Origin of the sequence: Brevibacillus sp. MER 51 (assembly GCF_023714195.1) — a bacterium.
GTDB lineage: Bacteria > Bacillota > Bacilli > Brevibacillales > Brevibacillaceae > Brevibacillus.
On the sequence record NZ_JAMAUS010000006.1, the window covers coordinates 1 to 15,286 of the forward strand.

Below are 15,286 nucleotides of genomic sequence, written 5' to 3' on the forward strand. Positions count from 1 at the left end.
TGACCGCAACAGAGCAGTCTACCACGCCCGCCTCTCCATATAAAGCAACAAGAAAAAAGAAAAAACGGGGCCGTCATGCTATTGACAGTCCTCGTTCATATCAGTGAAGCTGAAATTCCCCGCCATTTTTTCCTAAGCTGGGTCGGGCTCCAGAGGCGCTTGGACTGGAAATGCGCTTCTTCTACGTAGCTTTTGTTTCCACTCTTGAGAGTGAACTCATAAAGTCTTCCTGAAATACTTACCAAACGTTGTAAATGCTCCTACTACACATAAGCTGTACGAAAGCACTGTCACATGTCTGGAAGGAGACCGCCCGAACGAAGAGAGGATACAGGAGACTGGAAGACATGTGGCAGGGCTTCCCCCGATCCCAACCGTTGGAGGACAGCAATATTTTTAGTTTTCCCCCAAAAAACACTTCATCCCTTGCTAACAATAATGAAAATCATTATCATTTTAATAAAGAAGAACTGCCTTATCCTTTTTTACATAAGAAAACGCTTGATAACGAGGAGGATGCGAGATGGAATTTAGAATTGAAAAGGACACGATTGGAGAAATCAAGGTTCCGGCGGATAAGCTGTGGGGCGCCCAAACACAACGCAGCTTCCAAAACTTTGAAATCGGCGAAGAAAAAATGCCACTTCCACTGATTCGCATGTTTGCCATCCTGAAAAAAAGCGCTGCGCTGGCAAATCAAAAGCTGGGCAAGCTCGACAATGAAAAGGCAGAAGCGATTGTGGCGGCAGCAGATGAAGTGATTCAAGGAAAATGGGATGAGCATTTCCCTCTCGTTGTCTGGCAAACTGGCAGCGGCACGCAATCCAACATGAACGTCAATGAGGTCATTGCTCATCGCGCGAACCAATTGCTCGAAGCGAAAGGCAGCTCGGCTCGCATCCATGCCAACGATGATGTGAATAAATCGCAAAGCTCTAATGATACATTCCCGACAGCGATGCACATGGCTGGACTGGTCGCTATCGAGGAGCAAGTACTGCCTGCACTCCAGCTGTTAAAGGCAACGTTGAAAGAAAAAAGCGAAGCCTATCTGGATATCATCAAAATCGGTCGCACGCATTTGCAGGACGCGACTCCACTGACACTGGGCCAAGAATTCAGCGGTTGGGTACGCATGCTGGAAAAATCCGAAAAAATGATCAAGGAGAGCAACGAGTACCTGCGTGAGCTGGCGATTGGCGGTACGGCGGTAGGAACAGGAATCAATGCGCATCCTCGTTTTGGTGAAATGGTCGCGGCAGAAATCAGCACGGAAACCAACCATCAATTCGTGACCGCAGAAAACAAGTTCCACGCGCTGACCAGCCATGACGAGCTCGTTCATGTACATGGTGCCCTCAAAGCACTGGCAGCGGATCTGATGAAAATCGCCAATGACGTAAGATGGCTGGCGAGCGGCCCGCGTTGCGGAATCGGTGAACTTATCATTCCGGCGAACGAACCAGGCAGCTCGATCATGCCAGGCAAGGTGAATCCGACCCAAAGCGAAGCGATGACGATGGTCGTATGCCAAGTGATGGGCAACGATGCTGCGATTGGCTTTGCTGCAAGTCAGGGGAACTTCGAGCTGAACGTGTTTAAGCCAGTCATCATCTACAATTTCCTGCAATCCGCAAGATTGTTGGCAGACGTGATGAAGTCCTTCAACGACAATTGCGCAGTAGGTATCGAGCCTGATCTGACAGTGATCAAAGAAAATCTGAACAACTCGCTGATGCTGGTGACAGCGCTGAACCCGCATATCGGCTATGAAAATGCAGCAGCCGTAGCGAAGCTGGCTCACAAAGAAGGCATTACACTCAAGGAAGCGGCGATCAAGAGCAATCTGCTGACCGAAGAGCAATTCGATCAAGTTGTGCGCCCTGAACAAATGATTCATCCAAAAGAATAAGGGGCTTCATAAACAAAACCGATGGTTCCGTGTAGTGGCCATCGGTTATTCTTTTGAAGACAATTAAAGATGCGATCCGCCACTTGCATCAATCAATTGCCCGGTTACCCAACGGCTGTCCGAGGAAGCCAGAAAAGCGGCAATATCCGCTACATCATCAGGCTCTCCCCATCTGTTGAAGGTAGAAAGTCCAGCGGCATACCTCTGCCCATCCGGATTATTTTGCAACGTACCAGCATTCATCTCGGTGTTAATAATGCCAGGTAGGATCGCGTTTACCGTAATCTGACGGCTCCCCAGTTGCTTTGCCAAGGCTAGCGTCAGTGTGTTTACAGCCCCTTTCGATATACTGTAAGTGAACACACTTGGGGAAGCTGCACGAGTCACAAAGGATGAGAGATTGATGATACGGCCTTCCTCTCTTAGGCGGGGCAAAGCTTGTTGGATCATAAAAAATGGTGCTTTGACATTGATGTTCATGACCTCGTCAAACGATTCTTCGGTAGCTTCTTCCAACGTTAAGATTTGTCCGATCCCAGCGTTATTGACGAGAATGTCAAAACGATGATCTCCTGTACGCTTCTGCAGTGCTTCGTCCAATGTCGCATAAAAATTACGAATGCCGTCAAGGGTACGCAAGTCTGTGCCGATTGCGAATGCCTGGCCTCCAGCGCGTTCAATCTCACGTACGACTGCTTCTGCTTCTTCTTGTCTTCTTCCATAGTGTACGACGACGAATGCTCCGTCCTGTGCCAGACGTAATGCGATGCCACGACCAATCCCGGAGCTTGCTCCGGTTACCAACGCAATTTTTCCTTTCAAATTACTCATGGTTTCATCTCCCTTGATTGAAATTCAAGTTAGTTATAACACAAGGGGAGGTTTGAAATATTGCTCTCTCATTCGGCGGTTAGTCTTACTTGCTTTACCTTTTCTTTAACAATTCTTGTTATAGTGATGCTATCTATATCTACTACGCATGAGTTCGGAGGTGTTTGTCCGTGAGAATTTTGATTGTAGATGACGACAAAGAGATTGTAGAACTGATGGCGATATATTTGAGCAATGAAGGGTATGAGATCGAAAAGGCTTTTGACGGTTTGGAAGCGATGGAGAAGCTGGAGCAGAAGCCCATCGATCTCGTCATTCTGGATGTCATGATGCCCAATCTGGATGGGCTGGAAGTTACCAAGCGCATACGAAAAAACTCGACTATCCCCATCCTGATGGCGAGTGCCAAAACGAATGATATGGACAAAATCCTGGGCTTGATGACGGGTGCAGACGATTACGTGGCGAAGCCTTTTAATCCGCTGGAAGTAATTGCGCGGGTCAAGTCTCTCCTGCGACGGTCGAACTACACGCAGGCAAGCAAACAGGATCATGTGATTGAGGCGGGGCCATTGATTATCGACAAGCAAAGCCACTTCGTTCAGACAAAAGAAGGCACCCCGATCAAGCTGACGGCATTGGAATTTTCTGTCCTGCATCTTCTGGCAAGTCATCCAAATCGGGTATTCAGCTCGGAAGAAATTTTTGACCGCTGCTGGAAAATGGAGAATTTCGTTTCCTACAAAACGGTAATGGTTCACATCAGCAACTTGCGGGAAAAACTGGAGAAGGCGACCAATGGCGAGAAGGTGATACAGACGGTCTGGGGGGTCGGCTATAAAATTGAAGCTTAGAGCCAAGGATTTTATTCGCATCCTTTTCGATTTGCTGCTCGGCCTCATGATCATCTACGCTGTTTTTCAAATGGCCGATTTCTTTGCCAACAACTATTTATACACCATCCCGGAAATCAGAGAGTTCATCTGGAAGATGCGAGTCAATTTCGATATCAACTCTTTTAAAATCCCCATTATTTTGTTGGCAACCGGTATGTTTGCAGCGTGGTCGGTCGTTCGTATCCGCAAGTACCTGGAACAAAAGCAGATGGAACAAATCATAAGCGAACTGCATTTCATTGCAAAAGGCAACTATCATCACCAGATTTCTATTCGTCCAAACGGCAGCTTGGGCCAAGTCGTCGATAGCATCCATGCTCTGGTCAAAAGCGCCTTGGATGCGATGGAGGAGGAGCGGCGGCTGGAACAATCGAAGGATGAGCTGATCACCAACGTTTCTCACGATTTGCGAACGCCGTTGACCTCCATCATTGGCTACCTTGGGCTGATTGAACAGAACAAACAAAAGGACGAGGAGAAGCTCAAGCACTACGCTCATATCGCCTACGAAAAGGCCAAACAGATGAACGTGCTCGTCAATGATTTGTTTGAGTACACGAAGGTCCGCAATCGCGGAGCGTATTTGAAGCGAACGCAGTTTGACTTGGTAGAGCTGGTTGAGCAAGTATCAGTCGGCTTTCGGCTCGTGGCGAATGAGGCGGGGCTTCGTTTAATCGTAGATACGCCCGATCAAAAAATTGAAATGGCGGGAGATACTGACAAGCTCGTTCGCGTTTTGGAAAACCTCATTTCAAACGCAGTGAAATACGGACACGATGGTACAGAAATTATCATTCGCGTTTTTCAGCAAGAAGAAGGTGTCGCGATTTCCGTTGCCAATAACGGAGCGCCGATCCCGGCTGAATATGTATCGAGCTTGTTTGAACGCTTTTTTCGAGTGGAGGGCTCACGTTCGAAAGAGACAGGGGGCTCGGGTCTTGGGCTTGCTATCGCCAAAAGCATCATCGATCTGCACCAAGGCACCATTTCCGTTGAAAGCACAAATGAATGGACGACCTTTACCGTTTGGCTACCACGTACAATCTCAAGCATTTGAGAAAGCTTTACTTTTTCTTTACCTTTCGTTTCCGTTAATTTTAAACGAAAAGTCTATCCTGACTGCATGAGGTTATGACAAGCGGCTCATTTCCGTCGTGACGGGCCAAAAGAAGATGTCAAACGTTTTACAGTGACAAAAAAACTGATGGAGAGAGGGTTTGACAATGGATAACGTGCAAAAAGTGGAGAGACCGACAGAACTGCTTGTAATTGCAGGTTATGCAGTGTTTGCCCTTTACTTGTTTCTCGTCGTGAAGGTACTGCTGTTTAAATTCGGCAGTTTGGACAGCAGCTTGCTAGTGGATCAGTGTAAAATCATTTGGAAAGATCCCTCTGTGATTGTGGAGCGCTTACGCTACCAGAGTAATTTGGTGCCCTTTCACGAAATCGAGAACTATATCAAATTGATACGAAATAACCAAAGCTGGCACAGTGCAGTGAACTTCGTAGGCAACGTGATCGCCTTCATGCCATTTGGCTTCCTTCTGCCACTCTTGTTCCCGAAAAAAGCCGGCTCCCTATTCAGAGTCATCCAGCTATCTCTGATGCTAAGCCTCGGTGTGGAACTGACACAACTCGTAATGAACGTCGGAACATTCGATGTCGATGACCTGCTATTGAATACAGCGGGCGGTATAATTGGGTATGTGATCTACTTGTTCATTTGGCTTCTACAGAAAAAACGATTCATCTTGTCAGTCTCTTCCTAGGCTACTTATTAGGCACCCCTGTGGTGCTTATTTCTTTATTATTAAAAAAGGTGGGATGAACAAAAAAGCTGGCGAGAAGAAAAAGCACAGGGCTCGCAGACCTTGACAACGCCTACCCAGTCGGAACTTCAAAAAGGGGACCACGCTTGTCGAACACTTCTTCCCTGAGAAACGTCCGCCCGTAGGGTGGCTTTGGCTCGACGGTCCCCTTTTTGAAGTGGAGACGACCAGTCAATCCCCCATGCTGGCGTGTCAGAGTCGAAGAGAACTGTGCTTTTTCTTCCCCTCCACCATGTTGACCAAACGCAGCAGTCCCCCCTTGTTTTGTCACAATCCCTATGTTTACACTAGTAGAAACCCATTGAAAATCCGTCGAAAGAGAAGGTGATTCTCTTTGTTAAATAAAGCGCAAGAGATTCTGCGAAAGTACTTTGGCTACGAATCATTCCGAGAAGGCCAGAAGAAAATCATCACGAGCCTGTTGGCCGGACATGACACAGTAGGCATCATGCCAACCGGCGGCGGGAAATCCATCTGCTATCAAGTCCCTGCGATGCTCCAAGAAGGAGTAACCATCGTGATCTCCCCACTCATCTCGCTGATGAAGGATCAGGTCGACGTACTGGTCAGCATGGGCATTCCCGCCACCCAAATTAACAGCTCACTGGATTATAGCGAGGTTCGCGATCGACTCCGTATGGCGGCGCGGGGAGAGTACAAGCTGCTGTATATCGCCCCAGAGCGTTTGGAATCCGAAACGTTCCAAAATCTGATTCAGGATGTTCCGATCTCGTTTGTGGCAGTAGACGAAGCGCATTGCGTCTCGCAGTGGGGCCATGATTTCCGTCCGAGCTATTTGGCAATTGCCCGTTTTCTTCAATCCTTGCCACAGCGTCCGCTCGTCGCAGCCTTGACGGCAACAGCGACACCGGAGGTAACCGAGGACATCAAGCGACAGCTAGAATTACAGGACGAGCGCCTTTTTATCACAGGGTTTGGCAGAGACAATCTCATCTTGTCTGTACGCAAAGGGGAGAACCGTCGAGAATTCATCCAGGCGTACTTGCGGGCGAATAAGCAGCAGGCCGGTATTATTTATGCGGCAACGAGAAAAGACGTGGACGCTTTGCATGCAGATTTGGACAAGCGTGGCTTTGCTGTGACCAAATACCATGCAGGACTGACGGAAGAGGAACGTGCGGCCAACCAGGAAGCATTCCTGTTCGATGATGTCCGAACGATGATCGCGACCAACGCTTTTGGCATGGGCATCGACAAGTCCAATGTGCGCTACGTCATTCATTACAACATGCCGAAAAACCTGGAGGCGTATTACCAGGAAGCGGGCCGTGCTGGACGCGATGGGGAACCAAGTGAGTGTATTCTGCTGTTTCAGCCGCAGGATATCCAGACCCAAACGTTTTTCATCGAGCAAAATCAACTGCTGGACGAACGCAAGGAGCTGGAGTACAAAAAGCTGTACGCGATGATCGACTATTGCCGGACGCCGCGCTGCTTGCAGCAAAACATCGTGCAATACTTCGGTGAAACTGATGCTGCCGCGTGCGGACGCTGCGGGAACTGCACCGATGAGACCGAGCTGTCCGATATCACGCTCGAAGCACAGAAGATTTTCTCCTGCGTCAAACGTATGAGAGAGCGCTTCGGTGCCGCACTCGTCGCGCAGGTACTGAAAGGCTCCAAGAATAAAAAGGTCACCCAGTTTTCCTTCGACCAGTTGCCTACGTACGGATTGATGAAGGAATACAAGGAAAAAGAAATCGCAGATTTGATCCAGCTCCTCATTGCTGAAGGCTATTTACAAGTCACGGAGAGCCAATATCCAATCGTAAAGCTAGGGGAGCGGGCATTGCCTGTTCTGCGGGGTGAAGAGCGCGTCGTGCAAAAAATCTCGATTCGCCCTGTGCAGCTGACAGAGGATGACGAGTTGTTCGAGCACCTGCGAGCATTGCGCAAGGAAATCTCGACGCGACAAAAAGTACCGCCGTACGTGATTTTCCCAGACAGTACCTTGAAAGAAATGAGCAGTGTTTGCCCGACTGACAAACAGGCCATGCTCCAGATCAAAGGAGTTGGCGAGGCGAAATTTGAGAAGTACGGAGAACTCTTTCTGGAGTGTTTGCAGAACTATTCAACGATCAAGTCGTGACATGTACGTCACGGCTTTTTTGGCTATTTTTCCTTTCATATGCCTGCTATAGTTAAATAGCAACCCAGAATTTTCATACAAAATAGAACAGGAGGACAATTAGAGCAACACCATCGAGGGCATTGACAGATTAAGAGAGACAGAGGGGAAAACATGAAAAAACTAGCGAAGGGCTTATTCAGTGTAGCACTTACATCCATGATGCTAGGCAGTGCGATGATGGGGATCGCCGCACCGGTAAAGGCCGCAGAAACACCTACCAAAATTACGTTGCTGGGTACATCTGACATTCACGGACGATTCATGCCGTGGGATTATGCGCTGGATGGCCCGAATCCAAATGGCAGCATGACGCAATTGTTCACGATGATTAAAGAGATTCGCAAAGAAAATCCAAACACCGTGTTGCTGGATGCAGGCGATTCGATCCAAGACAACTCGGCAGAGCTTTTCAACGACCAACCGCAATCTCCTGTCATGGTCGCGATGAACGAAATGAATTATGACGCATGGGCTTTCGGCAATCATGAATTTAATTTTGGACTCGATGTATTGGACAAGGTAAGCAGCCAATACAAAGGCTCTGTGTTGGCAGGGAACATTTACAAGGAAAATGGCGAGCGTTTCTTGCCTGCGTACACGATCATTGAGCGTGGCGGTGTGAAAATCGGCGTCATTGGGATGAACACACCGATGATTACCGATTTCGAAAAAGGAACCGATCATCTGGATGGCCTCGTAATCAAAAATCCGGTAGAAGAAACCAAGAAAGCCGTAAAAGAGCTGGAAGGCAAAGTAGACGTCATGATTGGCCTCATGCACATGGGCATCGAGAATGAAAACGGAATCCCAGGTACGGGCGTAGCAGATATCGCAAACGCCGTTCCAGAACTGACTGCGATTTTTGCGGGTCACATGCACAAGCTTGTGAAAAAGGAAGAGATCAACGGGGTCCTGATCACGGAGCCGGACAAATACGGTACGCATCTCTCTCGCATTGACCTTACCTTCGAAAAGAAAGACGGCAAGCTTGTGCTGACTGACAAGGAAGCCACTGCGGTCCCTGTAAAAGGCGCAGATGGCACACCAGCAGTATCCGATGCAGCGCTGGAGACCAAGCTCAAGCCTTTCCATGAGTTCGCGCGTGCTGATGCCAACATCGTCGTAGCAGAGCTCAAAGGCATGAACCTTGTAGCGAAAAACGAGATCGAGGGCATCCCGACGGTCCAAATTCAGGAGACGCCACTATCCGACTTTTTCCATGAAGTGATGCTCTACTACAGCAAAGCAGACGTGGTTGCTCACCAGATCGACAACGACAAAGCCAAGCTGGATATCGGTCCGATCAAGAAAAAGGATATCGCCTACAACTACCAATACGCAGGTGGCGAAATTACCGTATACAAAGTAACCGGAAAAGACTTGAAGGACTATATGGAATGGGCTGTGGGCTACTTCAATTCCACGCGTCCGGGTGACGTGACCGTAAGCTTTGATCCAAAACGCCGCGCTTCCAAATACAGCACCAACGATTTCTTCGGTGGCGTGAAATACGAGATCGACCTGACCAAGCCATACGGCAGCCGCATCACGAACCTGCGCAAGCTCGATGAGACACCGATCAAGGCTACAGATACCTTGAAGCTCGGGATGAACTCATACCGGATGGAAGCTTTGCAGGCAAAAGGTGGCGCGTTGGAAGGACGCAAGTTCGAACAACTGTGGTCTTCCAAAGACAATACTGCGTTCGGTGAAACAGGTGGTACGATCCGCAACCGTGCTATTGCGTACCTAAAAGAAGTGAAAAAAGGCGTTTACGAGCCAAAAGTACAAAACAACTGGAAGATTACAGGCGTGGACACCGCTGCACCTGAACGCAAGGACGTAGTAGAGCTGATCAATGCAGGCATTCTGAGCGTTCCGAAAACGGCAGATGGCAAATACACCAATATCGCTTCCATCAACATCAAGGACGCGATAACCAAAGAAGAAATCACCGAGCTGACTGCAAAAGCAAAAATCAATGCAGCGAAGTTCGCGACAGTCAAAACAAAAGGTGAATTTTATCATCAACTGAACGAAGCGAGAAAGGCTGCGGAGAAATCGGGTACACCGACAACCAATACGCAGCAAAAGAAATAGCATAGATAGACGCAAAAAAGCCGTGACGCTAGTAGTCACGGCTTTTTCTTTTTCAACGATGCCAATCTGTCAACGCAAGATACGTCGGCGGTACTTCACCAGGTACAACAGGAACCCAAGCAACAGCAGCCCTTGACCAACAATCGCACCGGAGATGGAGATGCCGATATAGGTGATCAGGTAGTAAATGCCGGAGCCTACTGCCATCAGCAGATTCTCGATGAAATTCTGAATCGCAATCGTTTTTCCGGAACCGACCATCCGTTTGCCTTCATCCTGCAAAACGGTATTCATCGGGATAATGAACACGCCGCCCATAAACCCGACGAGAAGCAATAGACTGATGGCAACAAAGGTGATATTCGTCCAGGGAAATAGCACGATGATGAGAAACATTCCGAATCCGTATGTCAGCGATCGGGTGAAATGAGTCAAAGGAATGAGCTTGGGAGCGAGAAAAGCTCCCGCGATAATTCCGATGGATGTCGTTGCGAGAATCAGTGACACAGAGAAGCTCTCCGGGTTAATCCCAAGCGCGAGGGGAATCCAGGCCAGAACGGCCACGCGCAGGACAGCAGAGGACATCCAGAATGCTCCGGTTCCAATCAGGGCAAAGCTCGTTTCCGGACGATTCATCAGGTGCTGGAAGTCGATGAAAAAGCGTCGTGCTTCTGCTCCATAGCGAATGGATGCATTCCCTCTCAAGCGCGGAACGAAGAAAGTCATACCGAGCGACAGCAGATAGATCAGCAGACAAATTCCAGACGAGATAAGCGGTGCCGTCATGTTCGCGATGGCTCCACCACCACCGATTCCTGTCAAAATCGCAAAGATCGTATAGGCTTCGATACGTGCATTCGCATGAAACAGTTCATCTTCATTTCGAGTCAGCTCCGGCAAAATTCCGTACTTGGCTGGAGAATACACGACCGCTCCGACTCCTACTGTGAAGTAACACAACATCAGCATGATGATACTCGACTGGTCAATGAAAAACAGCAAGACGACACCAAACGCTTTAATCAGGTTGCCGATCACCAGCACGATAGACTTGGCGTGCTTGTCGGCAAAAGGCCCAACCAGTGGAGCGAGAAAAACGTAAGGGAGAAAGAATGAAATCGATACGAGTGCAAGCATCGCGGGAGAAAAACCGTTCTCCCGCAGCAGATTCGCGATGACAAACAAAATCATGTTGTCGGCAAAGGCCGATAGAAATTGAGTGAAGTAAAGGGCTTGTAGTGGCTTTAATCGTATGTTCACATCATTTTCCTCCCGTTTCGGCCAGTTGTTTCAGGCTGACGTAATCCGTTTTTCCACTACCGAGAAGTGGTAGAGCCTTGATGACTTGCATCGTACCTGGAATGAGCAGTGGCGAGTATTGTTTTTCCGTCAAATACGCGCGCAATTGGCTCAGTTGAACCGTTTCATCTGTGGTAAATAGCAGGACACGCTCACCTTTTCTCGCATCATTCACTGTGATCGCAGCAAAACCGGAGTGTCCAAAGCATTGCATAGCCAGTTCCTCAACCAGATTGAGCGAAACCATCTCGCCGCCGATTTTGGCGAAGCGCTTCAAGCGGGATTGAATACTGAGAAAGCCGTCCTTGTCAGCAGTAACCAAATCACCTGTGTGATACCATTCCTCAGCGGGAACAAAGCCTTTTCCGTGAATCATATAACCTTTCATGACGTTCGGACCCGTCACCAAAAGCTCTCCGCCAGCATCGATTCCTTCTACTGGTTCCAGCTTGGCGGACATCCCTGGCATCAAGCGCCCGACGGTTCCCGGTTTGTTAGCCAGCGGGGTGTTGAGCGCCAGGATCGGAGCTGTTTCCGTTGCCCCATAGCCTTCAAAAATCCGCACACCGAACTTTTCCATCCACAGCTTGCGCACATCATCCTTTAGCTTTTCCGCTCCTGCAAATACGTAGCGCAAGGTGTAGAAGTTGTAAGGATGGGCCATACGTCCGTAACCAGCCATAAAGGTCGAGGTTCCAAAGAGAATCGTTGCGTTTTGGTCGTAGACTAATTCGGAAATCGCTTTGTAATGCAACGGACTTGGATACAGATAGACCGGGATGCCTTTCACTACCGGTAAGAGTGTTCCCGCAGTAAGGCCGAAGCTGTGGAACATAGGCAGGGCATTGAAAAACTTGTCGCGACTCGTAATATCAATCACACTGGTCACTTGTTGAATATTCGCGTACAGATTCGTATGCGTCAGGATGACACCTTTTGGCTTGCTCTCGCTGCCGGAGGTAAAGAGGATCAGCTCGTTGCTAGCCGCAGAAGCCTTTTTCTTCCGCAAATAAGAGAAGAGTGCAGACACTTTATCAAAAGCAGTCGCGGATGCTTTCAAATCCTCGAGATAAATAATTTTCATGCTCGGTGAAAGACCTGCGATGATGTGCTCCAGCTTTCCTTTTTCAATGAATACACGCGATGTCAGGATCGTATCGATATGAGCAGTCTCGCAGCAATCCAGCAGGGAACGAATCCCGAGTGAAAAGTTCAGGATGGCTGGAGTGGCGCCGATGCGGAACAACGAGAGTAACGTTACGAGATGACCCACTGAATTGGGAAGGAAAACACCGACAACCGGTTTTCCAAAGAGCATCGGCTGCAATTTGTTGCCGAGTAAGTAGCTGCCGATTAACAAGGTCTTGTAGTTGATCGCGGACGTCAGGTCCTTGGCGATTTCCATTTTTGCACCATTCAGGCGAGCTGCTTCGAGAACTTCATCAAACAGATTCACGTTTTGCTTCATTCGGCTTTCGAACAAGCCTTCTTGGAGAGTACGCAGGATGCGATCATTGGCCGTGGCTTTTTGTTGGCGCATCGACAGGTTTGGATCGCGCTCGATGGTGAATGGAGTGCCTACTGTCATGGTCACATCTGGGAACCAGGAGAGCTTCAGCTTTCCTTTCAAATACGAGAAGATCGAACGTTCCAGGCCATTAATAATGATTGGGTAAACCGTTACACCAGTACGTAGCGCGAGATAGCCGACACCGCTGTAGATTTTCATGATGCCGCCCGTCGTCGTAATCCGACCTTCTGGAAAAATCACCAGCGTCTGCCCGTTTCGAAGGACGCGGAGCATGTGGCGGATGGAGTACGGGTTGAGCGGATCGATTGCGATATGCTTGCGGAAGCGGAGGAAAAACGCAAACCGCTTGGCGATCTCCGTGTTGACGACAAAGGTCGCTTCTTTTGGCAAGCAAAAGGATAGGAGTACCGCATCTAGCAAGGAGACGTGATTGGGAGTGATAAGAGATGGCTTCGACAAATCGATTTTGGAGAGTCCAAGCACACGAGGACGAAACCACAGCATCAAGATTGCTTTTAAAAAAGAATAAATAAGGGCCATGTGGACCACACCTTTACAAGGGATAATTGAGAGTTGCTCTATAGCTTTCATTGTAAAGAGTGGAGCATGTAAAAAAAGTACCAACATTCATTGGTACCTGGTAATAAGACCTAGAATAGCTTTTTTTGGCTGGCTTTTGCGGCCGCTTCCTTGCTTGTTTTGACGCCCATTTTTTTAAGGATTCGGTTGATGTGATTTTTGATCGTACGCTTCGTGATGTGGAGAGATTGTTCGATCTGCGTCTGCGTATGACCTTGGTGGATGAGTTGTAGGATGTCTCTTTCTGCGGGAGATAACAGCTTTTGGTTTTCATCGTTTTTCAAACGCAAAAATTCGTTGCGCAGTGCCGCAGCCGCCGTAGGGTGAATGGCAGATTGGCTGTTGTGAGCAGCACGGATGGCGTCGGGAATTTCCTTGAAGCTCGATTTGCTGATGTAGTTGACGGCACCTGCGGAAAATGATTCCACGATCACTGCCTCGTCTGTCAGAGAGGTGAGCATGATGATTTTGCTGTCAGCTTGAAGTGCCATGAATTCGATTGCCGTCTCGATCCCGTCCAAATTGTTCTCGGTCAAGTTAATGTCCATTAAGACGACATCCGCTTTGGCAGGCAAAAAGCGCTCGATTGCTTCTGCTTTGAACCCTGCTTCCCCTATTACAGTGAGATCCGGTTCTTTGTTCAGGAAGTCAATGAGACCTTTGCGCCAGACGGGATCGTCTTCTACTAAAAATACCCTGATTGGATTCATGTGTGTTTGCGTCCTTTCGCTATTCAGAGTAGGTTGTGATGACGCGCTTTTTCGGGAAGAACAGGAAAACGGTGGTTCCTTTGCCTTGCTCACTGTAGATTTCCAGTTGGCCCTGATGCTTTTGCATGACATTGTAGCAGTAGGAGAGCCCAAGACCAAAGTTTTGCCCTGTCCTTTTTGTAGAGAAAAAAGGATCGAGCACGTGAGGCAGGTTCTCTTTTGTGATGCCTGTGCCTGTGTCTGCGACAGTGATGATGAGATGCTTGTGGGACAAAAATAGCTGAAGATGAAGCTTGCCGCCCGACTTCATAGCTTCCAGCGCATTCATGCACAAGTTGGTAATGACTTCGCGCAGTTGTACGCCATCGCCATGCAAGCGAAGTGTTTCGTCCAATTCACTAACGACTTCTACCTGTTGTTTCAGGATATAGGGCGTCAGATTTTGTGTGACTTGCCCAATGATTTGGCTGGGGTCACATGGTTCTTCTCGCAACTCGACGTCCCTCAGTTGGTTTTGAATCCGATTCATCATGTCCAGCATATGCTGCGAGGATTGCATCAGGACAAGCGCATCTTCTTTTAGCGATGGCTGGTTGGTTTCATCCGCATATGTCTCGATACGGTCGGCATACAGCGAGATTTTGCCTGCTTCATTTTTGATCGTATGGTTAATGATTTGCGCACCGGAAGTCAAGGCACGCAAGGTACTGTCCAGACGTCTTTTCTCCACGCGGAGACGGACGCCAAGGAAGCCGTATTTCAAACTGATGGCAACGATCAGGATAAACTGGATCGTGACTACGAGCATGTTGTAGCGCCAAGCCTCGTAATCGTTCTGGATCCGCATGATGTAGATGAAAATAAAGACGAAAAACAACGGAACGATGATGAGTACGTTCGTGAAAAAGCTGTTCTTTTTCACGAGTGGATCTTTTTCTCGCATGTACTGCACGACAAGCAGCGTACAGGAGAACAGAAAAAACGGAATCACCCATGCCACCATAATCCAGTAGTTAAAAAGCAGCTCGGGATAAACGGGTGTTATCCAAAGCATTCCAAGCGGCAAGAGAAGAGCAGCGTATTGTATCGTCAGCTTTATTCTGCGCGGCAAAAATTCAGCTGAGTGTACGGCAAACATGAGAAACGTATAGGGCAAACCTACCTGGCAAATAAAGGATGAGACGCGACTCGCCAATATCAGGGTGTTCGTGGTCCCGGGGTTTGCGGCCAGGTAATCTGCAAAATAGGGCATGATCGTCTCGTCAATCACGCCTGAGATAAAGCCCCCAGCCCCAACAAAGGCAGTCGCACAAGCCCAGCGGATCGACGTTCGTTTCGGGTCTGTGAACAGCACGAACAGACCTAATGCCCATATGGTAAACAAGATGAAAACCATCATGGATTTGCTATCTCCTGTCAATCATGATTTATCTATTATATCGTACAC

11 protein-coding genes are annotated in these 15,286 nt (G+C 48.5%); 6 read left to right on the top strand and 5 right to left on the bottom strand.

Annotated elements, in window-relative coordinates; all coding sequences use genetic code 11:
* The first annotated feature begins 523 nt into the window (after positions 1-523).
* Positions 524-1,912 carry a class II fumarate hydratase gene (fumC, locus tag M3630_RS14135; RefSeq protein WP_251252510.1) on the top strand — a complete coding sequence of 463 codons (1,389 nt, stop codon included), beginning with the start codon at positions 524-526 and terminating at the stop codon, positions 1,910-1,912.
* Positions 1,913-1,975: 63 nt separating this feature from the next.
* Here fumC and M3630_RS14140 read toward each other — a convergent pair whose 3' ends face one another.
* Entirely contained in the window at positions 1,976-2,743 is a 768-nt protein-coding gene (locus M3630_RS14140) for an SDR family oxidoreductase (protein ID WP_251252511.1), read from the bottom strand.
* Between the two features lie 164 nt (positions 2,744-2,907).
* On the opposite strand from M3630_RS14140, the gene M3630_RS14145 reads away from it, so the two are divergent.
* The 5 genes from M3630_RS14145 (at position 2,908) to M3630_RS14165 (ending at position 9,720) form a co-directional block, all read left to right on the top strand.
* Positions 2,908-3,597 (top strand): response regulator transcription factor, encoded by a 690-nt coding sequence (locus tag M3630_RS14145; RefSeq protein ID WP_016739586.1) that lies wholly within the window; start codon positions 2,908-2,910, stop codon positions 3,595-3,597.
* On the top strand, positions 3,587-4,696 hold the full coding sequence (locus M3630_RS14150) for a sensor histidine kinase (RefSeq protein WP_173610294.1): 1,110 nt from the start codon (positions 3,587-3,589) through the stop codon (positions 4,694-4,696). The genes M3630_RS14145 and M3630_RS14150 overlap by 11 nt, the downstream gene beginning before the upstream one ends.
* Before the next feature lie 166 nt (positions 4,697-4,862).
* Positions 4,863-5,408 carry a VanZ family protein gene (locus M3630_RS14155; protein ID WP_251252512.1) on the top strand — a complete coding sequence of 182 codons (546 nt, stop codon included), beginning with the start codon at positions 4,863-4,865 and terminating at the stop codon, positions 5,406-5,408.
* A 394-nt stretch (positions 5,409-5,802) separates the two neighbouring features.
* Entirely contained in the window at positions 5,803-7,578 is a 1,776-nt protein-coding gene (recQ, locus tag M3630_RS14160) for a DNA helicase RecQ (RefSeq protein WP_251252513.1), read from the top strand.
* A 198-nt stretch (positions 7,579-7,776) separates the two neighbouring features.
* Positions 7,777-9,720: a bifunctional metallophosphatase/5'-nucleotidase gene (locus tag M3630_RS14165; protein WP_483298469.1), complete on the top strand. Its 1,944-nt coding sequence runs from the start codon at positions 7,777-7,779 to the stop codon at positions 9,718-9,720.
* Between the two features lie 69 nt (positions 9,721-9,789).
* Here M3630_RS14165 and lplT read toward each other — a convergent pair whose 3' ends face one another.
* The 4 genes from lplT to M3630_RS14185 all read right to left on the bottom strand — a co-directional run bounded on the left by lplT (position 9,790) and on the right by M3630_RS14185 (position 15,238).
* Positions 9,790-10,980 carry a lysophospholipid transporter LplT gene (gene lplT / locus M3630_RS14170; protein WP_251252515.1) on the bottom strand — a complete coding sequence of 397 codons (1,191 nt, stop codon included), beginning with the start codon at positions 10,978-10,980 and terminating at the stop codon, positions 9,790-9,792.
* A 1-nt stretch (position 10,981) separates the two neighbouring features.
* Positions 10,982-13,090, bottom strand: a complete 2,109-nt coding sequence (locus tag M3630_RS14175) for an AMP-binding protein (protein WP_251252516.1) — start codon at positions 13,088-13,090, stop codon at positions 10,982-10,984.
* 110 nt (positions 13,091-13,200) lie between these two features.
* A complete protein-coding gene (locus M3630_RS14180; protein ID WP_016739593.1) occupies positions 13,201-13,839 on the bottom strand; it encodes a response regulator in 639 nt (212 codons plus the stop codon).
* A 19-nt stretch (positions 13,840-13,858) separates the two neighbouring features.
* Entirely contained in the window at positions 13,859-15,238 is a 1,380-nt protein-coding gene (locus M3630_RS14185; RefSeq protein ID WP_251252517.1) for a HAMP domain-containing sensor histidine kinase, read from the bottom strand.
* Positions 15,239-15,286: the final 48 nt, after the last annotated feature.